The organism is Bdellovibrio bacteriovorus (genome assembly GCF_002208115.1).
Classification (GTDB): Bacteria; Bdellovibrionota; Bdellovibrionia; order Bdellovibrionales; family Bdellovibrionaceae; genus Bdellovibrio; species Bdellovibrio bacteriovorus_C.
In genome coordinates, this window is sequence record NZ_CP020946.1 from 2,296,346 (window position 1) to 2,318,786 (window position 22,441).

21 protein-coding genes are annotated in these 22,441 nt (G+C 51.8%); 5 read left to right on the top strand and 16 right to left on the bottom strand.

Annotated elements, in window-relative coordinates; all coding sequences use genetic code 11:
• Nucleotides 1-71: 71 nt before the first annotated feature.
• From rpoZ to B9G79_RS11060, 9 genes are all read right to left on the bottom strand, one after another.
• A complete protein-coding gene (gene rpoZ / locus B9G79_RS11020; RefSeq protein WP_011164049.1) occupies nucleotides 72-311 on the bottom strand; it encodes a DNA-directed RNA polymerase subunit omega in 240 nt (79 codons plus the stop codon).
• A 35-nt stretch (nucleotides 312-346) separates the two neighbouring features.
• Nucleotides 347-904, bottom strand: a complete 558-nt coding sequence (gmk, locus tag B9G79_RS11025) for a guanylate kinase (protein WP_038448884.1) — start codon at nucleotides 902-904, stop codon at nucleotides 347-349.
• A gap of 2 nt (nucleotides 905-906) precedes the next feature.
• Nucleotides 907-1,785: a YicC/YloC family endoribonuclease gene (locus tag B9G79_RS11030; RefSeq protein ID WP_088565544.1), complete on the bottom strand. Its 879-nt coding sequence runs from the start codon at nucleotides 1,783-1,785 to the stop codon at nucleotides 907-909.
• A 36-nt stretch (nucleotides 1,786-1,821) separates the two neighbouring features.
• Nucleotides 1,822-2,748 carry a tRNA (adenosine(37)-N6)-dimethylallyltransferase MiaA gene (miaA, locus tag B9G79_RS11035; RefSeq protein WP_088565545.1) on the bottom strand — a complete coding sequence of 309 codons (927 nt, stop codon included), beginning with the start codon at nucleotides 2,746-2,748 and terminating at the stop codon, nucleotides 1,822-1,824.
• Nucleotides 2,748-4,613, bottom strand: a complete 1,866-nt coding sequence (mutL, locus tag B9G79_RS11040; RefSeq protein ID WP_088565546.1) for a DNA mismatch repair endonuclease MutL — start codon at nucleotides 4,611-4,613, stop codon at nucleotides 2,748-2,750. Before mutL ends, miaA begins: the two co-directional genes overlap by 1 nt.
• 24 nt (nucleotides 4,614-4,637) lie before the next feature.
• Nucleotides 4,638-5,216, bottom strand: coding sequence for a hypothetical protein (locus B9G79_RS11045; RefSeq protein WP_088565547.1), 579 nt, complete (start codon nucleotides 5,214-5,216; stop codon nucleotides 4,638-4,640).
• 107 nt (nucleotides 5,217-5,323) lie between these two features.
• Entirely contained in the window at nucleotides 5,324-6,127 is an 804-nt protein-coding gene (locus tag B9G79_RS11050; RefSeq protein WP_088565548.1) for an SH3 domain-containing protein, read from the bottom strand.
• 19 nt (nucleotides 6,128-6,146) lie between these two features.
• Nucleotides 6,147-6,842: a polyprenol monophosphomannose synthase gene (locus B9G79_RS11055; RefSeq protein ID WP_088565549.1), complete on the bottom strand. Its 696-nt coding sequence runs from the start codon at nucleotides 6,840-6,842 to the stop codon at nucleotides 6,147-6,149.
• Between the two features lie 43 nt (nucleotides 6,843-6,885).
• Nucleotides 6,886-7,326: a hypothetical protein gene (locus B9G79_RS11060; protein ID WP_011164041.1), complete on the bottom strand. Its 441-nt coding sequence runs from the start codon at nucleotides 7,324-7,326 to the stop codon at nucleotides 6,886-6,888.
• A gap of 78 nt (nucleotides 7,327-7,404) precedes the next feature.
• On the opposite strand from B9G79_RS11060, the gene B9G79_RS11065 reads away from it, so the two are divergent.
• The 5 genes from B9G79_RS11065 to B9G79_RS11085 are packed head-to-tail and all read left to right on the top strand — an operon-like array spanning nucleotide 7,405 to nucleotide 13,491.
• Nucleotides 7,405-8,064, top strand: coding sequence for a hypothetical protein (locus B9G79_RS11065; protein ID WP_232468582.1), 660 nt, complete (start codon nucleotides 7,405-7,407; stop codon nucleotides 8,062-8,064).
• Between the two features lie 48 nt (nucleotides 8,065-8,112).
• Nucleotides 8,113-9,834: a BamA/TamA family outer membrane protein gene (locus tag B9G79_RS11070; RefSeq protein ID WP_088565551.1), complete on the top strand. Its 1,722-nt coding sequence runs from the start codon at nucleotides 8,113-8,115 to the stop codon at nucleotides 9,832-9,834.
• On the top strand, nucleotides 9,834-12,167 hold the full coding sequence (locus tag B9G79_RS11075) for a translocation/assembly module TamB domain-containing protein (RefSeq protein ID WP_088565552.1): 2,334 nt from the start codon (nucleotides 9,834-9,836) through the stop codon (nucleotides 12,165-12,167). Before B9G79_RS11070 ends, B9G79_RS11075 begins: the two co-directional genes overlap by 1 nt.
• A 40-nt stretch (nucleotides 12,168-12,207) precedes the next feature.
• Entirely contained in the window at nucleotides 12,208-12,870 is a 663-nt protein-coding gene (locus B9G79_RS11080; RefSeq protein WP_232468583.1) for a hypothetical protein, read from the top strand.
• A gap of 42 nt (nucleotides 12,871-12,912) precedes the next feature.
• The gene (locus tag B9G79_RS11085) at nucleotides 12,913-13,491 is read left to right on the top strand and encodes a Yip1 family protein (RefSeq protein WP_088565553.1); all 579 of its coding nucleotides are present in this window, start codon (nucleotides 12,913-12,915) and stop codon (nucleotides 13,489-13,491) included.
• Nucleotides 13,492-13,771: 280 nt separating this feature from the next.
• On the opposite strand, the gene dut is transcribed toward B9G79_RS11085, so the two are convergent.
• From dut to infB, 7 genes are all read right to left on the bottom strand, one after another.
• Nucleotides 13,772-14,221 carry a dUTP diphosphatase gene (gene dut, locus B9G79_RS11090; RefSeq protein WP_088565554.1) on the bottom strand — a complete coding sequence of 150 codons (450 nt, stop codon included), beginning with the start codon at nucleotides 14,219-14,221 and terminating at the stop codon, nucleotides 13,772-13,774.
• 19 nt (nucleotides 14,222-14,240) lie between these two features.
• Nucleotides 14,241-15,509, bottom strand: coding sequence for a M16 family metallopeptidase (locus B9G79_RS11095; protein WP_088565555.1), 1,269 nt, complete (start codon nucleotides 15,507-15,509; stop codon nucleotides 14,241-14,243).
• Nucleotides 15,510-15,512: 3 nt separating this feature from the next.
• Nucleotides 15,513-17,606, bottom strand: a complete 2,094-nt coding sequence (gene pnp, locus B9G79_RS11100; protein WP_088565556.1) for a polyribonucleotide nucleotidyltransferase — start codon at nucleotides 17,604-17,606, stop codon at nucleotides 15,513-15,515.
• Nucleotides 17,607-17,706: 100 nt separating this feature from the next.
• Entirely contained in the window at nucleotides 17,707-17,985 is a 279-nt protein-coding gene (gene rpsO / locus B9G79_RS11105; RefSeq protein WP_088565557.1) for a 30S ribosomal protein S15, read from the bottom strand.
• A gap of 130 nt (nucleotides 17,986-18,115) precedes the next feature.
• A complete protein-coding gene (truB, locus tag B9G79_RS11110; protein ID WP_088565558.1) occupies nucleotides 18,116-19,042 on the bottom strand; it encodes a tRNA pseudouridine(55) synthase TruB in 927 nt (308 codons plus the stop codon).
• Nucleotides 19,032-19,436: a 30S ribosome-binding factor RbfA gene (gene rbfA, locus B9G79_RS11115; RefSeq protein WP_088565559.1), complete on the bottom strand. Its 405-nt coding sequence runs from the start codon at nucleotides 19,434-19,436 to the stop codon at nucleotides 19,032-19,034. Before rbfA ends, truB begins: the two co-directional genes overlap by 11 nt.
• Nucleotides 19,436-22,363 (bottom strand): translation initiation factor IF-2, encoded by a 2,928-nt coding sequence (gene infB, locus B9G79_RS11120; RefSeq protein WP_088565560.1) that lies wholly within the window; start codon nucleotides 22,361-22,363, stop codon nucleotides 19,436-19,438. Before infB ends, rbfA begins: the two co-directional genes overlap by 1 nt.
• Nucleotides 22,364-22,441: the final 78 nt, after the last annotated feature.

Consider the following 22,441-nt stretch of genomic DNA (forward strand, 5'->3'; position numbering starts at 1 on the left):
AAACGCAAAAAGGGAGACTTTCGCCTCCCTTCATTGGGTTCACATGAGTATGGCTTTCGCCAGCAATGTGATTACTTATTCAAATCTTTTTCGATCTGACGGATAGCTTCGTTTGCATCCAGGCTGTCCTGGTAGCCCACGTTGCCCATCGCCACTTCACGCAGGGAGCTTACGATGTACTTGTTGCTACGAGTGGAAACAGTCGCCTCTGCACCTTTAAGAAGTTGCTTCGCACGTTTTGCAACCATCAAAACAAGGGCAAATCTGTTAGGTACTTTTTCCAAGCAATCTTCAACGGTTACACGAGCCATTACGCCTCCAGCAAATAGATCAGGCCAAATTACAGCTAAGCTAGCAAATCTTCAACGATTTTCTTAAATTCCCCATAGGATTTCTCAAACACGTCGTTGACGATCTGATAATCGAACTTGGAGGCCTCACGGATCTCCTTTTCGGCATTGGCCATACGAACTTCAATGTCCGCAGGGACCTTGCCATCGCGCTTTTCAATGCGGCGACGCAGCTCGTCAATGCTTGGAGGGTGAATAAAGACGGTTTTGGCGTCCGGGAACTTGGATTTGAAGGTCGCCACCCCCTGGATATCGATATCCATGATGGCGGTTTTCCCCTGATTCCAGGCTGTTTCCAGGGACGAATATGAGGTTCCATAGAAATTGGTGTGAACCTTCGCCCACTCCACAAAGAAGCCTTCTTTGATCTTTTGTTCGAAATCCGCATGATCAATGAAGTTATATTGAAGACCGGGTGTTTCACCCTGACGGATCGAGCGCGTTGTGAAAGTGACGATGTCCACCAAGCGGGAGTCTTCCCGGGTGATCCTTTCAACAAAGCTGCTTTTTCCTGCGCCACTTGGAGCGGCGACGATAATCATGCGCGTTTTCATAATTACTGAACGTTTTGAACCTGTTCTCTAAGTCTTTCAATAAGGGTTTTAGCTTCTACCACAGCCGCAGTGATCTTGGCTACCTGAGACTTTGACCCGATGGTATTCACCTCACGCAGCAATTCCTGGGTATAAAAATCCAGCTTTTTACCCTCAGCCGTCACCGACCCCACCAACTGGCGGTAGTTCTTAATGTGTTCCGCCAGCCTGCTCAGCTCTTCGTTGATATCGGCTTTTTCCAGTTGAATCACGATTTCCTGGGACAAACGGGCTGCATCGATTTCATTCCCCTTCAGGCGCGCACGAACTTTCTGTTCGTAACGATCCTGAAGTTGCGCATTGGCTTCACCGCGCAACTCACTGATAATCTTCACTTGTTTTTCCAAAGCCACCAGCAGTTTCTGCAGATCCTTTTGCAGGGACTTGCCTTCACGGGCGCGTTCCTTGTCACAATTGGAACAGGCTTCCGTAAATGCTTTTTTCAGAATCTTGTCTTCGCCACTGAAAAGCTCATAGGTCTCTTCAACTTTGATGATCTCTGGAAGTCTTGCCACAACCTCAAGGTGCACATTAAAGGGTACACCCAACTCCTTGGAAAGATGCTTGTAAGCGGTCATGTATTTTTTGGCCAAAGCATCGTTCACGGTCATCTGCGCTTTGCTGGCGGTGTTCTTCACACGACGGGAAACGAAAACATCCACAGTGCCGCGATGAAGAGTGCCGCTTAGAATCTTCTTCAGCTCCCCTTCATAAGAAACAAATTCACGAGGCAGGTGAAAACGTGGCTCCAGGAAACGTCCGTTCACAGAACGGATGCTCACTTCCACAGTGACGTCTTTAGTCTGAACTCTTGCGGTGCCGTAGCCAGTCATGCTTTTCATAAGTACCTCTATTCTCGGCTTTCCACCGAATCAGGGTCAAGGTTTGAGAAATTTCTCGACCACGGTTCGAGCCTCAGCAAAACCCGAGGCCCCATCGAACCACTGAATGTCTTTGTCTCGCTGAAACCAGGTTCTCTGCCTTTTGGCGAGCTGATGAGTGTTTGTTGTGATCTGTTCCTGTAACTGCGAAAGACTCATCCCCCCACGCAGATACTCGAGTGTCTCTTTATAACCCACGCTGCTCATTGGCGCCCACGAAGCCAGACCTTCATCGAGAAGCCCCTGAACCTCACTCACCAGGCCAGCCGCGAGCATCTTTTCCACACGCTGCCCGATGCGCTCACGCAACACCTCACGGTCCCAACTGGGGCCGATCTTTAGCAGCGGAAACGGAAATGGCTTTCGCTGGGATTCAAATTCGGCCTGAATCTGTGTGACACTTTTTCCCTGACTGCGAATCAGTTCAATCGCCCGACCGATGCGATAGCGATCAGACAAATGAATCTTGGCGCCGTATTCAGGATCCGCCTTCATCATTTCGGCATGCAGACGGAGGGCCCCTTCTTCAGTTTCAAGCTCCAAAGCCACCTGGGCCTGAATTTCGGCCGGCACCGGGATGACCGGGTACATGCCCTTTTCAATGGCCATGAAATAAAACCCTGTACCGCCCACCACAAACACCGGCTTTTCTTCCGGGATGTTTTCAAGGATGGCGTAAAAATCACGGCAGTAATTCCCCGCCGTCATTTCTTCCGGAGGGTTCACATAGTCCAGCAGATAGTGCGGCACCAGAGCCTGCTCTTCCTTGCTGGGTTTGGCTGAACCGATATCCAGTTTTTTATACAGCTGAACCGAATCACAGTTGACGATGACGCCTTTGAACTCTTGCGCAAGCTTCAGCGCCCACTCGGATTTCCCGGTGGCTGTAGAGCCGACAACAAAAATCACATGCCGTTTCGCCATTAAACAATTCGTCCGAAATCTTTTTCCAGTTTGTAGTACGGGTATTCCACGCTGACCGGGCGACCGTGAGGACAGAAGCTTGAAAGAGGGAACATGTCCATATCACGAAGCAAGCTGCGCATCTGATCCGGGCTTAAAGACTGCCCCGCCCGCACCACCGAGTGGCAGGCCATCGTGGCACAGATGTCGCCCACAGTTCTTTCCAAAGAATAACTGCCGCCCTGATCCACGATTTCGGTCGCCATTTTGTCCAGAACCCCGCTGAGGCTGGATTCTTTGATCATCAAAGGGGCGGCTTTCACACCGATGGTCCCAGGTCCCAGAGCTTCAATGTAAACGCCCAGGCGTTCCATCTCTTTGGCCATGGTCAAAAGGCCTTCAACTTTTTCCGGAGACATATCAATGGCCAGCGGGAACAGGAAGTCCTGAATGTCGACCTTCCCGCCTTTCCACGCGTTCATCAGTTTTTCAAACACCACACGCTCGTGAGCGGCGTGCTGATCGACGAACACCAGCTTGTCTCTGGACTGAGTCACGATGTAAGTCAAATTTGCCTGCCCCAAAACTTCCAAAGAAGACCAGTAACCCAGCGGTGCATCCTCGGATTTCGGCGCAAATGATTCGCGCTGAGCTGCCGATTCCGCCAGCGTCTGATAAGTGGTCTGCGGCTGTTGCACCGCAGACGCCGGGAAACTGAATTCTTTTTTCTGGAACTGCGTCACTTCCAAAGAATTGTCCTGGAATCGCAAATTCTGCTGAGGCATGGGTTGCGAAGCAAAGTTCGGCAGACCTTCGCTGGATTTGAATTCTTCAGAAGAATTCTGCGCCAGGGGCATCGTCACATTCTGGGTTGGCACATCCGAGCGCTTGATCCACGGCGCTTGTTCCAACGTGCCCCGCAAAGCCGCCGCCACCGCACGGAATGCCAGGGAAGGATCCTGAAATTTCACCTGGGATTTTGTCGGGTGAATATTCACGTCCACGCAATCCGGATCCACTTCCACCCACACGGCGGCAATCGGATATTCTCCGTGCATCAGAAGACTGCGATAAGCTTCGTTCACGGCGGCTTGCAGACTGCGATCCTGAATCCAGCGGTTTTGCGCAAACAGCCAGATATTTTTGGAAGTCTTGGCGACGTTGTGAGGATCCGCGAACACCGCATAGGCCTTCACGTTTTCACGGGAGGCTTCGCCTTCAAACAGCGGTTTGATTTCAAGAATTTGCTCAACCCGGTCCTTGCGGTTTTTGCAGGCCGGCCAGAAAGCCACGAGCTTGCCGTTTTCCTGAATGCGGAATTCAACGTCAAAGTGTGACAACGCCATGGCTTTCAAAGTGGTTTTGATCGCCGAGTTTTCCGCGGAATCCGATTTCAGGAACTTCAAACGCGCTGGCGTGTTGTCGAAAAGATTTTCAATCAGGATGGTCGTGCCTTGCGAGCCCCCGACCTTGTCGATGTCTTTTTTCTTGCCGTATTCACTGATCAACTGGTGGGCCTGTTCATCCCCCGCACGACGCGAAGTCAGCGTCAGTTTGCTGACAGAAGCGATACTGGCCAAGGCTTCACCGCGGAAGCCGAAAGTGCGCAAAGACCACAGGTCATCGGTTTTTGAGATTTTGCTGGTCGCAAATCGCTCCAGGGATTTTGGCAGATCTTCCGGGGACATGCCCTTGCCGTTGTCGATCACTTTGACGATGCGACCGCCGTCATAGAATTCCACGTGCACGCGGGTGGCGCCGGCATCGATGCTGTTTTCCACAAGTTCTTTGACAAGATGAGCAGGACGCTCCACCACCTCGCCGGCGGCGATTTGGTCAACAACTTCAGGGGATAAAATCTGGATCGACATAGGGGGAATTTGCATGAGCTCCCCCCTCAAGTCAAAGGACTATTGTGGGCGCAGACACTCGCCCCAAGCCTGACATTTCAGCAGCTTGGAGCGCAGTTGTTGGACCTCGGTCAGCGTCAGTTGGATCTCTTGATCAAAGCCCTTTTTAAGACCGCCGCACTGAGAAATAGCGCGGAATTTAAATGGACCCTGGAAGTCCTCCACGCGGAAGCTCAAGCCCTCATCCGGCTGAAACTGAATATGAGCGGCATGTTTGGTCAAATTCCATGTAAAACGGTCGCGCTGCGCTTTCAGCTTATCCATGGCCTGCTGCAGATTTTTCCAGCACTTCACTTCGGCCACCAGAACGACTTTATGCGTGGCTCTTTCAAAGACCACCACGTCAAGCTCGCCAATAGTGTCCTTACCCAGGCTGTATTCCACCCCGGTGGTCACTTCATAGGCATCACCAAATTCTTTGGTCACTTCCAGACGGGCGATTTCTTCGCAAACAGTTCCATCAGGTTCGAAATTAGCTCCGGAATTTTTCAAAGCCTCAAAGTAAGGCTCAATGTCCCCACCGGCAAAAGAAACAGAACTGAAAAGAACGACAAAAAACAATGCAGACAAAACACGCACAAAGAGCCCCCTCCAAGAAACGCCGTCATAACACCTCGCTTCCACAAAAGCTACCTCTTAGGCACCCTCCACAGGAGGGCCCACCTAAGTTTTTCCGAAGCTGTGCGTTAAAAGCCCCAGCCCAGATTCAGGCCGAAGGCGAAATATTTGGTTCGCTCCCAGTAGTATTTGGCGTTGGTTCTGAGGGACATGCTGCCCAGGCGGGCCCCGATTCCCAGGTCAATCACCACACCCAGGGTCATATCGTCGGCAGAATAGCTGAGTGTTTCGCCGTTGCTGGGGACGTCGATATTAAAGTGCGAGTACTTAAACATCGGGCCGAAGCCGTAGTAGTAAATAAAGTTTTTCCCCTGAGGGATCACCGTCTGGAAAGTAAAATCCGTCATGAAGATGAAACCGTCGGCGGCTTTTTTAGTGTAGTCTTCGTAGTACGAGGGCGCGCCGAAGTGGAATAAGATATTGGCGTCGGTGTAAATCTCGCCACTAAAAAGCGTGTTGAAACCGTTAAACTTCACCCCGTAAAACAACAGGCTGTCGGTGCGCTCCTGCCCCAGAGTGTCTTCCGTAAAATTCGTCATCTGCAAAACCGGACCGCGATAGCGGGAGGCAAAGAAAGGTCTTTTCTTTTTTTCTTCCTTCGGCTCGCTCAATTTGGTCTGTTCCGGCTTGGGAATTTTGATAATCCCCGGCTTGATGTCCGTGTCAGAAATCCAACCCAGATGACCGGGCTTTAAGCGGATTTTATAGAACGGACCTTTTTTATTGGTGGAGATATTATAAACTGAACCCAGCTTCAGGGTTGTGATCACCGGCGCATCAAAGTCGGCGTCCTGATACACCAGGGCGCCATCCAGAATCACCGTCGCCTGCTGGGCCTGTGCCCACAAGCTGAGGGGAAAAAGAAAGAACATCAAGAGCAGCAGAGCTGCCCTATTTAAAGCGCATAAGCCAAACACGATAGAAAGCCTCAAGCACAATTTTCAGAGACATTTTACTTTGGCCCACACGACGGTCTTCAAAGACAATCGGAGACTCCGCCCCTTTGAAACCCTTTTTCAAAGCTTTGTATTTCAATTCAATCTGGAAGCTGTAGCCGTTGGACTCCACCGTGGAAAGATCGATTCCATGCAGAACTTCTTTCTTCCAGGCGTTAAAGCCCCCTGTCCAATCATTCAAAGGGAAGCCCAGAATCAGACGGGAATAAATACCGCCACCACGGGAGATGATCTTGCGGATCAGGCCCCAGTTCACCGTGCGGCCACCAGCCACATAGCGGGAACCCACGGCAAAATCATTGGCTTCCATGGTTTTAATAAGCGGCCCCAGATCTTCGGGACGGTGGGAAAAATCTGCATCCATTTCGATGATGCCTTCAAAGCCATGATCCATGGCCCAGCGGAAGCCCGCGATATAAGCTTTGCCCAAACCCTGCTTGCCAGGACGGGAAAGAATATGAAGCTGCGGGATGCTTTTTTGCATTTCACGAACGATGGCACCCGTGCCATCCGGAGAGTTGTCATCAACAACCAGAATTTCAACGCCCAGGTTCTGTGCCAATACGGCAGGCACAATCGCCTGAATGTTTTCTTTTTCGTTGTAGGTAGGAATTACGACCAGATTTTTCATGGCTCTAAGCTGTCACAAAGAGCCCCGACTTGCAATCTTTAGATCAAATTGAACGCGATACCAGGCGGCCTTTACCCTTATCCTGAAGGGCCTTCGCCTTGTCTGCGGGAATTGCGGGCAAATTCAGGGGTTTTGCCAGCAGATATTTCGGATCCTGACGGCGAACATCCAACTGCTCTTTCACTTTGCTTGCTGCCTGCTCCGGCGCCTTCAAATAAAGAACAGGATCAAACCCGCACACACGGCACACCACGGAAAGTCTCCAGCGGATTTTCACGAAGACTTCCGAAATCGCCAGACACACCACGAAGGCCACCATCACACGCGGATCATACTGCTGCCATAACGCGAACATAATCACCACCGATGCCAGAGCACTGCCCAGAATATTCATCAGAGAAATATTCTTACGACGATAAATACGGCGGGGGCTTTTACAGAAGGCACAGTAACAATTATGGCGAGTCTTAAAGAACGACAACATACAATCAGTTTGCCAAAGACAAGGTCCAGAACGAAAGATCAATTTTTGAAAAATGACAAAGCCTTGATAGAATGGGGTATGCAAATCATTAAAACAATTCAGTTCGCTTTGATCGCCGCTTCCCTCTTTACCGCTCCCACCTTGGTCCAGGCCGCTTCCGGCAGTTCCGAGTACGAAGAGGTCAGCTATGATGACCTGCTCAATGAATTGAGCGCCAAAAAGCAAAAAGTGACCCAAAGCTCCACGAGCTCTTTTGATGATGTGCGCCTGCACGCGGGCATTGGTTATGCCAACTCTTTCACCAACATTTCCGCCAACAATCAGAACTTCAACCGTCACACCAACGGCATTCAGTTGTCTCTGGGAATGGATCTGTTTTCCCCAAACTGGTACTCTGAAGGTGTGTTTAAGAACTACGGCGTGTCTTCTTCCGGCAGCGAAGAATTCACCTTGCGTGAACTGGATTTGAAAATCGGTTACACCAACCGTCTGGAAAGCATCTGGTCTTATTCCATCAGCTCGGGCCTTTCCAACCGTTTCCTGCGCTTCAGCGACTCGTCCAAAGGTATTAGTGTTAATGAAACAACACCTTCCCTGATTGTTTCCACGGGCTTTATGGCTCAGGTCCACAAACACCTGTCTTTGGGGGCTGAAGTCAGCGCTCACACCGCCATGGTGAACCGCACATCTGACAAAAACTCTTTTGACTTCGCGTTCCGCCTAAACACATCCCTGTAAATCATTCCCGAACCTTGCCCGCATGCCTAAGAACTGTTAACTCTAGGCATGCCCTTTTTCCTGCTGTTGCTGACACTTCTGATCTCTGTTTCTGCCAAGGCGGCCACCACATCCCTGTGTGGCATTCGCATTGAAGGCAGTGAAGAGATCAAATTCACCGACACCGAGAAAGACTGGCTTTGCGGCACCTCCAAAAATGACGCCTGGAAAAGCATTCCTGACAATCAGCGCATTTTCTTTCTGAAAAGTTTTCTGCAAAGCCGTGCCTATCATCAGGCCCAATTCAGCTATGAAAAAGACCTGCTGCTGGTGCAGACCGGCCCCAAGTCCCATGTGCAGAAATTCAACGTTCTGCACGCCCCGCCTGAATGGGACTGGAAAAAACGCCGGTATATCTTAAACCGTCCGTTCACCCCGAACACTCTGGATGAGATCAACAAATGGGCCCTGCGCCGTCTGCAGGAACACGGCTATGTGTGCCCTCAGGTTGAGTCTCGCGGGATCATTGATGAAGGATTATTTCTGCTGGATGTGACCGCAGGATCCCCGTCCACATTTGGAGCCTATCCGACTGTGGGCGAAGAGGACTTGGACCCGGCCATCTTGGAACGCTTTTCTGCCTTTTTACCCGGGGACCCCTTCGACATTCGCTTGCTGGAACTAAGTTCCACCCGTGTCCTGAATGAAGACTTGTTTCTTAGCACCTATTACGACATCGCCTGCCAGAAAGACGGAAGCTATTCGATCGTGCGCCGAATGATCCCTGCCAAGCCCCGCCTGCTCAGCTTTGGCGTGGGCTTTGATTCCGAAGGTGGAGCCCTGGTCAAATCAACCTTTAAACAGGCGCGCCTGACGCCCGCCGCGGATTCACTGGAGACTTCACTTTATGCCTCGTTCATCGAGCAATACATCACCTTCAATCACTATCACTACTTTCTGGATGACTTAAGCTCGCGAACCCATCTGATCAGCGGAGCAAAAATTCGTCATGAATCCGAAAGCAACTATGAGGCCATGACTTATGAGCTGGGCTCGGGGGTCTCGTTCGGAAAAGAGTGGTCCACCGCCACCAGCAGTTTTCAACTGGGTCCTTATCTGACCCGCACGGATGTCATTCGCGGGCCGGGACCATATCGGATTGACTCTTTATATCTGGGCACTGAAGTCAGCCTGACCAGTCATATGTATGAATACTATCTGGCCGATCCGCAAAAAGGCTGGACGATCACTTTCAACTCCGCGTCTCAAGTTGAGGGCGCCGTCGCCAATGAAGACCTGCACCGTCTGACTCTGCGTCACCAGGTGCTTTGGAATATTCAGGGCTGGGACCCTCCATTTTTGATTCTGGGTTGGCGCGGATCTATGGGAGCTTTCATCCTGCCGGATGGCTTCACCCAAAGCAGCCAAATCCCTGTCAACTGGCGCTTCTTCATGGGTGGTGATGCCGACTTGCGCGGGTTTGCTCGTAAGCAATTGCCTCAGGACGGACAAGGTTATTTGACTTACATCTATCAGGGCCTCGAATTGCGAGCGGGCGATGTCCTTCCCTACAACTTACAACCGTTGATCTTTTTTGATGCCGCCAAAGGAGGCGAGTCATCCATGAAGCTCAGCTCTGCCCTGTATTATTCTCCTGGCGCAGGACTGCGATGGGGTTCGCCCATCGGCTCTATGCGCGCCACCCTGGGCCGGGGCTTTGTGATTGATCCTGTTCCCAATGATGTTGATCCGGGTTATCAGTTCTTCTTCAGTTTCGGAAGGGAGTTCTGATGGCTGTGCTTAAGAAAACCCTCAAGATTCTTGTTTTGACTGTACTGCTTCTTTTGGCGCTGTTGATCGGCGCGTTGGCTTATGTGTGGATGCGTCCTGAAGTCGTCATCAATGAAAAGAATGTACGCTGGGCTTTGCAATATGCTCCGGAAAGTCTGAAAATATCCTGGGATCATCTTGAATTTAAATTTGAAAGCCCCGACTGGACACATAAGCGCATTCAAGTTTCGGCCAAGAATCTGTGTGTGTCCTATGCGCCGCTGCTGCACACCTGTGCGCCGGGTATTTCAATTGATGTCGCCATGGCCTTCACCAACTGGCGTCCGCAATTGGAACAACTGCGCGAAGTCACCATGGAAGTTTCTGAGCTGACTTTGAATCTGCCCGCCAAAGAAGAGGCGCCCGAAGAGCCTCAGTCTTTGCTGCCAAACTTGAAACTACCCGCCTTTGCCGAGCTGATGCCACAACAGTTGGATTTTAATCTGATGGGGTCTTTGCGTCTGTCGGTAAAGAATATACGCGTGAATTTCCCCGAAGGGGCTCCGCTGCTGGCACAGGCCGAAGTCCTTCGCCGGCCGTCCCCACTTCCTGCTGAACTTAATTTCGATCTTTCAGCCCAGGCCGAACAGGAAGGATCATTTGCAGCCAAGGTGCAGTCCAACATCCTTTTGAATTTACAAAAGCTGTCGATCAATGGAAAGGCACAGGTCTCAACGTCTTCCTTGAGCATTGCAACACCTTTGACTGCCACCTGGGGCCGCGATCTTCGCGCCCAAGCCAAACCCTTGGTTCGCTATGGAAAAATCAAACTCGACCCCGCCGTGAACCTGCACTGGTCGGATAAGGAACTGGATATCACCCTGGGCGATATCCAGTTAAAAAACATCTGGCGCAAAACTTCACTGCGTCTGCAAGGCTGCGCCATCAAGTCCACTTTGGATTCAGAAAAAGGTTATCCTGCCAAAGCCGGATTGCAGTGCGGTCTGATCGTGACACCGGACAAAAACCGCGCGGGAATTAAAAACGTCGATACACTTTTAAAGGCGACACTGGCCGCCCACACGCAAGGAAAAGGGGCTTCCGAGCGCCTCCGAATCGACGGCCAGGCCGAACTGACGGGAGCCAACACCTTCCTGCAGGGACAAGTCAGGATCAACGGTGAAACTGAAATCAAACTGCAAAAGCCGATGGAAATCACAGCCGCCAAAGCCGCTGCCGAAGTTCACTTGCGCATTCCGGACTTTGTGGTGTGGAAGGACCTTTTTGAATCCACGCCATTTGCCATCCCTGCACCAATGCACGTGCTTAAGGGCGATGTCGATCTTGACCTGCACGCACAACTGACCGACCTGGATTCACCTCTGACGGCTGATGCGACGGCACAGACACGACTCAGTTCCAAAAATCAGAAATTATTTGTTAAGGCCAAGGCCGACCTTGAAACTCTGGGGAAAGTCCTGAAGCCCCAGGGACTGAAAGTTCATGCCGATGTTATCTTGCAGGACGTCCACCTGCAGGCCCCGCCATTGCGCCTGGCCATTCCCCCACAAGTCCTTCCGGACAAACGATTTGTCATGCGCAAGGACCTTGATATCACGGAAGAGGAAAAATCCGCCTCCAGCAAAATTCCTTTTGAGCTGCACTGGTCAGTGAAAATCAAAACCGAAAAACCGGTGCTGATTTCTTCAAACCTGCTGCAAAGCCCGGTGCCTATTGCTCTGGATATTCAGGCGCAGAATGATCGCAAGCCGCAAGGAAAAGTCATGGTGCAGAGCTTTCCTTTTGAGTTCTTCCGCAAAAAAGCCACGGTCAACAATGTGGATCTGATTTTCCATCCTGATACCGTGGCACCGGAACTTTCCGGCAAGATCTCGTATTCAAACCCGGAAGTGGACATCCGCATCCTGTTGCTGGGAAACACGCAACGCCCGATCGTGAATCTGGAAAGCGATCCCCAGTTGAATCAACAGCAGATCCTGTCCGTGTTGCTCTTCGACAAGTCTTTGGATGAACTGAACGAAGACGAAGTCAATTCCACCTCTAATATGAGCCGGGCGGTTTCTGATGGCGCACTGGGATTGTTCTCGCTGCTGTTCCTTTCATCCACCCCGATTCAGTCCATCAGCTATGACCCCAACAGTCAGTCCTACACCGCGCGCATGCGTCTGGATGACAACACCACCTTCAGCATGCAGTCGAACATGACCGAGCAGCGGCAGTTCACTTTGCGCCGCCGCCTGGGCGGCAACTGGTCCGTTCGAACAGAATTAAGCCAGGAAGATGACCGCGCCGATGTGGTGCAAACCCTGCTGGAATGGATGCGCCGGTTCTAGATGCCTTGATTTTTCTGCGGAAGACTTTCTATAATCAACTGTGGACGTTATTGTATTTACTCTTTCTTTGGCGGTTTTCTTTCTGGGGTTGGCCTTGATGACCAACCGGGCTCGTCGTCACAAAGACGTGGCCTTTGAACTGAAACCCAATTGTCTTTTGACCCGCTTCCCGATGCTGTTTGTGACCGGCCCCCGCTCGATGTTTTATTTCAGCACTTACTGGAACCTTTACACTCCGTATCTGGCCGAACACGGGTATGAGGTTTTCACTCTGCATCTGCCTTGGAACAAAACCCGCCTGCGCCAGCAGCGCTTTGAATATTTTCTGAATCAGCAAGAATCCCAAAATCGCAAGTTCCATCTGGTGCTCGACACCCCAACCTTCCTGGAGCTTCAGGATATCTTGCGCAAACAGTCCCCTTCGGTCGTCAGCATCACCCGGATCTGCGACAGTGATCTGGAAGCCGGCCCTGCCGACCTGCGCGCCTTTCCGTTGCCAGTGGGTGAAGTCGAAATGAAGGACACCCCGAAAGGCAGTCTGTTTTTGCATCTGGGATATCGCCTGCACAAACAATGGGTCCGCCGCAAGGACTTGAACAGTCTAAGTTCGTTGGGGGCTTTACCCGATACGGCTCTTGAAAACTCGGGCTTACTTCTGGAGCGCGCGCAAACTTTGGCGGAAATGGATCTTCGGGGCTCCTAAATACGCCTTGCCAGACTTAAAGCGTGGTGGTGAGATAAGGGTATGAGCGACTATCGTGACGTCACACCGAACAAGCAGCAGCCCTCTTTTGAAATGACCAAAGAGGTCATTCGCTACATCATCAACTACCTTCGCCACCCGGTTGAAAAAATCAAAACTCTTCCTGACTGGAACTGGCCGTTGTTGATCATGACTTTGGTGGCCTTGTCGATCATCTCCGGAGTTTTGACGGGCCTGGTTCCGCCAAACTTCTTCCGCATCATGGGGGGCTTTATTGTGTCCCCGATCGTGGCGGCGGTGACGACCTTCATCGGTTCCTTGTTCATTTACTATTACTTCCAGGTTTTTGAAAAACGCACCTGTTCCCTGCGCAAGATCTTCACCCTGGTGCTCTTTGCGAACATCCCGTTCTTTATTTTCCAAGTGGGCTCTGAACTGCTGCCACCGATCACTCTGGTGGGCTTTGCCTTCACCGCCCTGCTGATGGCCGTGGGCCTGACTGAAAACTTCCAAATGGAAAAGCGCCGCGCCCTCAGATTGGTCACAATCCTGTTTGCGATCGTCTTCATCATCTGGCTGTGGAACCGAATCGACATCTCCCGGCTTGAACGCCTGGGGTAGATACGACGGGCCTGTCTTGGCTCCGTCAGTCTGCTGCCTGCAACTCCGCGACACGCCGTCCGGGCTCTGCCGTGGCCCGCGCTGCGCGCGGGTGCGCGCCGTCGTGGCGCCCACGGAGGTCGCTTCCGTTTCTGGCATCAGTCTGCCGGAACCAAGACAGACCCTCTTTCTCGGGTTAACTTTAACAACGGACTTATCTTGAAACAAAAAAAAGAGCACCTCTCGGTGCTCTTTTTGATTGTCCAACTTTGACAGACAGTTTGGTTTTTTTTCGAAAGAACTATGCTCTTCCAGTGGAGCCGAAACCACCTGCGCCACGCTCGGTGTCGCTTAGTTCGTTAACCAGTTCGAATTGGGCTTGGATTACGGGTGCCAGCACCAGTTGAGCGCAACGCTCTTGATCGTTGATCGTGACGGCTTCGTTGCCCAGGTTGATCACGATGATTTTTACTTCGCCGCGATAATCAGCGTCGATGGTGCCCGGAGTGTTCAATACAGTCAGGCCGCTTTTTGCTGCCCAGCCACTGCGGGGGCGTGCCTGGATTTCGTAACCCAGTGGGATTTCGAAGCTCAGGCCGGTTGGGATCATCGCTCTTTCGCCCGGATTCAAAATCACCGGACCTGCAAGCTGGGCGCGCACGTCAAAACCACTGGCGCCCAAAGACTGATACTGAGGCAGTTCGCCATGGAAGTTTTCAAGTTTTTTGATTTTTACAGCCAGCTTTTGCATGTGATGCCCTTCCCAAAAATTACAGTTTTAGATCTTTCCACCAGTCCTGAAGCTTGGTCACTTCAGGGCCCAGCAGAACGCCTGCGGCTTTGTCCAGATCCAGGACGTTGCGAATATAATCGTTCACAGAATCCACCGTCACTGCTTTGATTTCATCAATGACGGATTCCACCGCACGATAACGGCCAAAGACCATCTCGTTCACAGCCAGTGAGGTCATGCGGTTTTCGATATCATCAGAGCCCAAAAGAATGCTTCCCACAACCTGGGTTTTGCACATTTCAACATCCGCCTTGGTGACACCGCTTTTGCGGATCTTGGCGAATTCTTTCGAAATCAGATCCCCCACCTTGCGCGCATTTTTCGCCTCGGTGCCGGCATAAATCGTCAGCATGCCGGAATCAATGTTGGTGTTCAGGCTGGAATGAATCGAGTAAACCAAGCCTCTTTTTTCACGCACACTTTGATACAGCTTCGAGGTCATCCCGCCGCCCAGCAAAGTGTTGGTGACCACCGCTTCAAAACGGTGTTTATCCTGGAAGCTCGCCGTGGGAAGACCCAACAGCATATGAACCTGCTCCGCCTGTTTTTCAACGACGTGACGACGGTTCAACCAGCGTGGCACGCGACGGGTGTTTTTCAGTTCGCTTTTCTTTTTTGACCCCAGGCGCTTTTGGATCCCGGCCATCAGATCATCATGGTCAATGCACCCGGAGGCGCTGACGATGATGTTTTTGCCGGTGTAGGTTTTTTTATAATAGTTCATCACTTGGGTCTGCTTCATGCGCGCCACCGACACCGGCGTGCCCAGAATAGGACGACCCAATGGATGTGCGCCATAGACCTGTTCATAGAACACGTCATAGACCATGTCTTCATGGCTGTCTTCGGACATGGCGATTTCCTGAAGGATCACACCCTTTTCAAGGTCGAATTCCTTCTGGGTCAGCTTCATGTTCGAAACCAGATCCGCCAGAACATCCAGGGCTTTTTCCCAGTGATCCTTCAGAACCAGCGCATGATAACAAGTGTACTCGCGGGTGGTGTAAGCATTCAGCTCCCCGCCCAGAGCTTCCAGTGATTTGGCAATTTGATAGGCCGAACGGGTTTTGGTTCCCTTGAACACCAGGTGTTCCAGCAAGTGCGAAATTCCGGCCACGTCAGGAGTTTCATCCCGGGTGCCCGTCAAAACCCAAATACCCATAGAAACGGCACGGGACCCTGGATGGAGTTCACTCACCACCCGGATCCCGTTAGAAAGTTCAGATTTTTTGAACTTTGTATTCATCTATTACTGTAGCAAAGCCTTGCGGGAAAGCTTGATGCGACCAGCGCGGTCCACTTCAAGAACTTTCACATCGATGATTTCGCCTTCTTTAAGTACGTCAGTCACTGCGCGTACACGTTCGTTGGCGATCTCAGAGATGTGCAACAGACCTTGTGTGTTCGGAAGGATTTCAACGAAAGCACCGAACTCAGCGATTTTCACGATGCGGCCTTTGTAGGTCTTGCCCACTTCAGCTTCAGCGATGATGTCGTTGATCATTGCAATTGCTTTCTTGGTTGCTTCCGGATCAGCAGACGCGATGTTGATAGTACCGTCGTCCTGGATCTCGATCTTAACGCCAGTAGCTTCAGTGATACCACGGATCACTTTACCACCGGAGCCGATCACTTCACGGATCTTGTCTGGCTTGATTTTGATGGTTTCGATACGAGGTGCAAATTCAGAGATCTGACCACGAGGAACCTTCATCACTTTTTCCATTTCATTCAGGATGTGAGCGCGGCCTTCTTTAGCTTGCGCCAAAGCCTGCTCCATCACCTCGAAGGATACGGAGTCAATTTTGATATCCATCTGCAAAGCAGTGATACCGGCAGGAGAACCCGCCACTTTGAAGTCCATGTCACCCAGGTGATCTTCGTCACCAAGGATGTCAGTCAGAACCGCAACACGGTCACCTTCTTTGATCAGACCCATTGCCACACCGGCAACGTTGGCTTTCAAAGGAACGCCGGCGTCAAGCAAAGCCATGATACCGGAGCACACTGTACCCATGGAAGAGGAACCGTTGGATTCCAGAACTTCAGACACGATACGGATTGTGTAAGGGAACTTTTCGAAATCCGGAAGAACCGCTTTGATCGCGCGTTCAGCCAGGTTTCCGTGACCGATTTCACGACGGCTGGTACCGGACATACGACCCACTTCACCCACAGAGTATGGAGGGAAGTTGTAGTGAAGCATGAACTTGCGTTTCTGAAGACCCAACAATGAATCAACCATTTGTTCGTCGTCAGCCGTACCCAAAGTCACAGTACCCAATACTTGAGTTTCACCACGAGTGAACAAGCCGGAACCGTGAGCACGAGGCAGGATACCCACTTCGTTCGTGATCGGACGTACAGTTTTCACGTCACGACCATCAATACGAACAGCGCGGTCCAGAATCATGGAACGAGCTTCCTGGTATTTCAGATCTTCAACGATAGTGTTCAGTTCTTTTTTACGCTGCTTCAGAACTTCTTTGTCAGTGATGTCTGCAAGAAGAGCTTTTTCAGCTTCAGCCGCTGCTTCGTTGGCAGCTGCATAGCGGTCCTGCTTTTCTTTGATGGAAAGAGCCGCTGCAATTTTGGATCTCAACAGGCCTTCAGCTTTGCCTTTGAAGTCTGCATCGATGGATGGAGCCGTGAAAGCACGTTTCGCCACAGAGCCGGCTTTTTCACGCAACTCATCCTGTGCGTTCAACAGAGGGATGATGGACTGGTGACCGAATTTCAAAGCTGCCAAAGCGTCTGCTTCAGAGATGAATTTCGTTTCACCTTCAACCATCAACAAACCATTGCGAGTACCCGCAACGATCATGTCCATGTCGGACTTTTCCATTTGTTGTGGAGTTGGGTTGGCGATGAACTGACCGTCAACGCGAGCCACTTGCACAGCTGCAGTAGGACCGTTGAATGGAATGTCAGAGCAATGCAAAGCCGCGGATGCACCAAGGCTCGCCAGAATTTCCAGTGGGAATGCGCCATCCGCAGACAACACCGTCGCAACGATTTGTGTTTCGTGGCGGTAGCCTTCAGGGAATACAGGGCGGATAGGACGATCGATAAGACGAGCGATCAGAACCGCATCGTTGGTTGGTTTTGCTTCACGTTTGAAGTAACCACCTGGGATTTTGCCTGTTGCGTAGAACTTCTCGATGTACTCAACAGTCAGAGGGAAGAAATCCAGTTCAGAGGCTTTTTTAGAGGAAGTTGCAGTAACAAGAACCATGTTGTTACCGGAGCTTACCAAAGCGGCGCCATCCGCTTGTTTCGCCAAACGGCCTGTTTCGATGGTAATTTGTTTTCCACCCACCGATGTCGTGACAGTCGTTTTCATTAAATCTCCTTGAAGTTATCACAGAGCCTTATGCTCTGCTGCTGTGGCTTGAAACGACGAAGGGGCTCTGCGCCCCTTCATTGCATTTAGAATCTTTTGATTACTTACGGATATCCCGGATATCCAAAGCCTTGATAAGGTCTTGGTATTTTTTAACATCTTTGCGATGCAGGTAATCCAAAAGTTTTCTTCTTTTGTTAACCATAGTCACCAAACCGCGACGGCCGTGGTGGTCTTTTTTGTGTTTCGCAAAGTGGTTTGTCAAATCGTTGATTTTCGCTGTCAAAAGAGCGATTTGAACTTCAGAGGAACCAGTGTCCAGGTCAGAAGTTTTGAATTTCTTTACGATCTGAGATGTTTGATCTTTAGTGACTGCCATTAGCGTCTCCTTAAGTGTTTTCAGGTTGCCCTGAAATGGTTTTAGTTATCACATCCCCCTCGGGCGTCATGGCTGTCGCTCCAGAGAGATTTTTTGTGAAGTTATGGTTTAAACCCAAGCCCCATACGGGTCAAGAGTATTTAAATACCCTGCGTAGAACGAACCCCCGGCCGGGCTCCAGGCCGATCACGGCCAAAAGCTCGCCCCCTTCTTGGGCCAGAACCTGGATATACTGGTCCACATCGGGGTTGAAGGCGGAAATAAGCTGGGATCTAAGGTCATGGCTGATCTGGCCATTGCCCAAAAGGACCTTGTCCTGCCCCTTGATTCGAATACGTTTCACCTGAGGCAAAGCCAGCTCCATGGGAACAAAGGCCGGGCTTAAAATACCGCCTTTGACCGTGGCTTCAATCTGCTCCAGGGTCTGAGCCTGGTCAATTTTATAGGGTGAGGACCACGTCCGGCGCAGGCCGCTCATCGCCGCCCCACACCCCAGGGCCTTACCCAACAGGTCAATCCAGGTGCGAATATAGCTGCCCTTGCTGCATTTGATATCAAACTCAGCCCAATCCGGGCCGATTTCAACGGGCTCAATATCCCAGAACTTCATGACCTTCTTGGGGATGGCCACTTCCTGCTCGCCCCGGGCGTATTCGTAAAGCTTTTTACCCTGAACCTTGATTGCCGAGTAAATAGGCACTTCAACTTCCATCTCACCCTGAAGCTTCAGGGCTTCAGACAGGATCAGTTCACGGGTCAGGTGGTCGGTGGAGCTGGTTTCCAGGGTTTCACCGGTCGTGTCCAAGGTGTCGGTGCGAAGCCCGAACTGCGCGCGCAGACGGTAGCCCTTGTCCCCTTCCAGAATGTACTGGCTGAGTTTCGTGCCCTCGTTCACCAGGCAAGCCATCAGGCCCGACGCCATCGGATCCAGAGTTCCCGAATGCCCCACGGCACGCGTGGAAAGAATGCGGCGCAAACGCGCCACAACGTCATGGCTGGAGATCCCTGAAGGCTTATCCACCAGCAGCAGACCATTGAATTGATTTTTATTCGTCATCGGATTCGTCGGAACCTTCGCCAGGATTGTTGGCTTTACGCTCGAGCTCAAGCTCGTGAAGGATCTTTTCAACCTTCAGCACCTGCTCGGTGGCGTGATCCAAGTAAAAGGTCAACTTCGGACAATAGCGCATTTTCAGCTCTTTGCCGATGTAGTTCTGAATTTCAAAGGCACGCTCCTGAAGAAGATCCAGCGCTTCATCCTGCTGTTTTTCGTCCCCAAGAACACTGACATAGACTTTCGCGGCACGAAGGTCCGCAGGCATTTTCACTGAAGCCACCGTCACCAGGCCTGGCAACGGTGTTTTGAAACCACGAATCAGAAACTGAGCAATGGTCGCTTGAATTTCACGCTCAACGCGGGCAACACGGCGCCCATCACCCATATTCTTCATTAGTTCGCTCCGCCCTCTAGCTCGCGAGCCACTTCTTTTTTAACGAAGGCTTCCATCTGGTCGCCCACTTTAACGTCGTTGTAGTTCTCGATACCGATACCGCACTCATAGCCGGAAGCCACTTCTTTGGCGTCGTCCTTGAAGCGTTTAAGGGAGGCAATTTTGCCTTCGTATACAATTTTATTTTCACGCAGCAAACGGATGCTCGCGTTACGCTGAACTTTACCATCGATAACGAAGCAACCTGCAATCGTACCAACTTTAGGAACAGTGAACACGTTACGCACTTCTGCACGACCCAGGACTTCTTCCACGATGTCCGGAGACAACAGACCACCCATGGCCGCTTTCATCTGGTCGATCAGTTCGTAAACGATAGAGTACGTACGAACGTCCACGCCCATTTGTTTTGCTTTCGCCTGCGCACCCAGATCCGGACGAACGTTGAAGCCCAGAACGATACCTTTTGCCGTGTTGGCAAGAACGATATCACCTTCGTTGATACCACCCACTGCAGAGTGGATAACACGGGCTTTAACTTCCGGAGTGGAAAGTTTCGCAAGCATGCCGTTGATCGCTTCCAAAGAACCATGCACATCGGCTTTCAAGACGATCGCAAGCTCTTTCACGTCACCGGCTTTCACCTTCGCAAACACCTCATCCAGAGACAGTTTTGCCGCCGGAGCCGCTGCAGCTTTTTCAGCCTGTTCTTTTCTCAATTCAGAAACCTTGGTCGCCGTGACTTCGTCTTTCACGATGTCGAACTTGTCACCGGCCGCAGGAACCGCCTCAAGACCCAGCACCTCAACAGGGATACCAGGACCCGCAGACTGAACGCGCTCACCACGGTCATTGGTCAAAGAACGAACGCGGCCTTTCATGGTGCCAGCAACGATGTACTGACCCACTTCAACCGTACCGTCTTTAACCAGCAAAGTCGCCACAGGGCCTTTGCCTTTTTCCATCTTCGCTTCGATCACCAGACCGGTACCGGAGCGTTTTGGATTCGCTTTCAACTCGGCCACTTCCGCAACCAGTTTGATCTGTTCAAGCAATTCGGTGATACCCGTCTTCTTCAAAGCGGAAACTTCGCAGAAGATCGTGGATCCACCCCACTCCTCAGGAACGATTTCAAGCTCAGTCAACTGTTGCTTGATACGCTCTGGGTTGGCGCCTGGTTTATCAATTTTATTCACTGCCACGATGATTGGTACGCCCGCTGCTTTGGCGTGGTTAATCGCCTCTTGAGTCTGAGGCATCATACCGTCATCCGCCGCCACCACGATGATCGCGATGTCAGTGGCATTGGCACCACGGGCACGCATTGCCGTGAAGGCTTCGTGGCCCGGAGTATCCAGGAATGTGATCAGGCTGCCATCTTCGATTTTCACGCTATAAGCACCGATGTGCTGCGTGATACCGCCGGCCTCACCTTTGGCCACGTCCGCATTGCGAATCGCATCCAAAAGGGATGTTTTACCGTGATCGACGTGACCCATAACAGTCACTACTGGAGGACGAGTCACTGGAGCTGCATCCAGATCACCGAATGCCGTCTGTTCAGCAACTTCGTCCGCCGTTTTAAATACGTTTTGTGCTTCCCAGCCGAACTCAGGCACGATCAACGCGATCGTGTCGAAATCCAGATCCATGTTCATGTTGGCCATCACACCCTGTTTCATCAGTTCACGAACCAGTTGAGGAGCCTTCAGACCCATTTCCATGGCAAGGTCGCTCAACTTCATCGTGTTATTCACTTTTACAACACGCTTGTGAGCGGATGGAGTCGTGATCTGTGTTTTCATAGCGTCACGCTCCAACATGCCTTTTTTCTTTTTCGGTTGGAAGACCATCTCACGCTTACGGAACTCAACCGCATTGAATGAAACAACTTCTTCCTCTTTTTCGCCTCCGCGACCTGTCGCACCCGGACCCGCAGCCGCTGGCGCCGCAGGGGCACCAAAACGCTTGCGCTTGTCGAAGTCACGACCACCGCGATCCGCACCTGCATCCGCAATAGGTTCAGGCGGCTGATTCGCAGCTACGAAGCCTGTACGGATGTTGCGCGTTGGCGCTCCGCCCGCAGGGCGATTGAAGCCCCCCGGACGCTGTCCGGTGAAGCTTGCACTGGCACCGCGCTGCTCGCCACCGGCACGTGGAGTGAATCCACCTGCAGGGCGCTCGCCTTGAGGGCGCTGCGGAGCCTGGGACTGAACGCGGGAAAGATCCATGCGTCCGATGATATTTCTTTTAGGAGCAGAAGCCGGTGTGGCCGAGCTGGATACACCGCTCGTGCCCACAACAACTTCCTTCTTGCGGGCCTGAGGAGCCGGAGCTTCAGGAGCCGCTGGCGCCACCGGTGCCGCAGGAGTTTCTTTGGCAACCACAGGCTCGGCCTTTTCAACCGGCGCCGGAGCTTCCTCTTTCACTGCCGCTTTTGCTGGGGCTTTTTCTTCAACCGGGGCCGCTTCCACTTCCGGAGTTTCTTCAACTTCCTCCGCTTCCGCTTTTACAGCCGGCTTTTTCACCACGACACGTGTGGTTTTAGGAGCCGCTGCCGCCTCTTCAACTTCGCCTTCAGGCTTCGCCACCACTTTGGCTTTTGGAGCCTCGGCAGGCACTTCGTCTTTTTTACGACGAATCACAGGAGTTTTTGCCGCCGCCGCAGAAGCATCTGCTTCAGGAGCCGGAGCAGCTGCAGCCGCCTTTTTCGGCGCCGCTTTGCGAGCCGCTGTCTTTTTTGGTTTCGCCTCGTCAGCGGATTTTTCTCCGCCGCTGAGTTTAATTTTAATCTGCTCCAGAACTTCGGGCTCCAGCTCCGCCATGTGGCTCTTCACCGGCAAATGCCACTCGCGGATCTTGTCCATGAGGGCCAGCGGGGTCATCCCGATCTCTTTTGCAAATTCAAAAACCTTTGGATTACTCACTCAGTCTCCCTGCCTAGACCCCGGAACTTTCCGGGGCAGCCTGCCTCACCCTGATACTTTGCCAGGGCGGCGTTGTTG

What these genes read in the sequence shown, in the direction of transcription:
- dut (WP_088565554.1), bottom strand. Translation starts at nt 14,221, where the DNA reads ATGCAAAAGCTGGCTGTAAAAATCAAAAAACTTGAAAACTTCCATGGC.
- B9G79_RS11030 (WP_088565544.1), bottom strand. Translation starts at nt 1,785, where the DNA reads ATGAAAAGCATGACTGGCTACGGCACCGCAAGAGTTCAGACTAAAGAC.
- B9G79_RS11065 (WP_232468582.1), top strand. Translation starts at nt 7,405, where the DNA reads ATGCAAATCATTAAAACAATTCAGTTCGCTTTGATCGCCGCTTCCCTC.
- B9G79_RS11095 (WP_088565555.1), bottom strand. Translation starts at nt 15,509, where the DNA reads ATGAATACAAAGTTCAAAAAATCTGAACTTTCTAACGGGATCCGGGTG.
- B9G79_RS11085 (WP_088565553.1), top strand. Translation starts at nt 12,913, where the DNA reads ATGAGCGACTATCGTGACGTCACACCGAACAAGCAGCAGCCCTCTTTT.
- B9G79_RS11075 (WP_088565552.1), top strand. Translation starts at nt 9,834, where the DNA reads ATGGCTGTGCTTAAGAAAACCCTCAAGATTCTTGTTTTGACTGTACTG.
- B9G79_RS11060 (WP_011164041.1), bottom strand. Translation starts at nt 7,326, where the DNA reads ATGTTGTCGTTCTTTAAGACTCGCCATAATTGTTACTGTGCCTTCTGT.
- gmk (WP_038448884.1), bottom strand. Translation starts at nt 904, where the DNA reads ATGAAAACGCGCATGATTATCGTCGCCGCTCCAAGTGGCGCAGGAAAA.
- mutL (WP_088565546.1), bottom strand. Translation starts at nt 4,613, where the DNA reads ATGCAAATTCCCCCTATGTCGATCCAGATTTTATCCCCTGAAGTTGTT.
- pnp (WP_088565556.1), bottom strand. Translation starts at nt 17,606, where the DNA reads ATGAAAACGACTGTCACGACATCGGTGGGTGGAAAACAAATTACCATC.
- B9G79_RS11070 (WP_088565551.1), top strand. Translation starts at nt 8,113, where the DNA reads ATGCCCTTTTTCCTGCTGTTGCTGACACTTCTGATCTCTGTTTCTGCC.
- rpsO (WP_088565557.1), bottom strand. Translation starts at nt 17,985, where the DNA reads ATGGCAGTCACTAAAGATCAAACATCTCAGATCGTAAAGAAATTCAAA.
- B9G79_RS11050 (WP_088565548.1), bottom strand. Translation starts at nt 6,127, where the DNA reads ATGTTCTTTCTTTTTCCCCTCAGCTTGTGGGCACAGGCCCAGCAGGCG.
- miaA (WP_088565545.1), bottom strand. Translation starts at nt 2,748, where the DNA reads ATGGCGAAACGGCATGTGATTTTTGTTGTCGGCTCTACAGCCACCGGG.
- truB (WP_088565558.1), bottom strand. Translation starts at nt 19,042, where the DNA reads ATGACGAATAAAAATCAATTCAATGGTCTGCTGCTGGTGGATAAGCCT.
- B9G79_RS11055 (WP_088565549.1), bottom strand. Translation starts at nt 6,842, where the DNA reads ATGAAAAATCTGGTCGTAATTCCTACCTACAACGAAAAAGAAAACATT.
- rbfA (WP_088565559.1), bottom strand. Translation starts at nt 19,436, where the DNA reads ATGAAGAATATGGGTGATGGGCGCCGTGTTGCCCGCGTTGAGCGTGAA.
- rpoZ (WP_011164049.1), bottom strand. Translation starts at nt 311, where the DNA reads ATGGCTCGTGTAACCGTTGAAGATTGCTTGGAAAAAGTACCTAACAGA.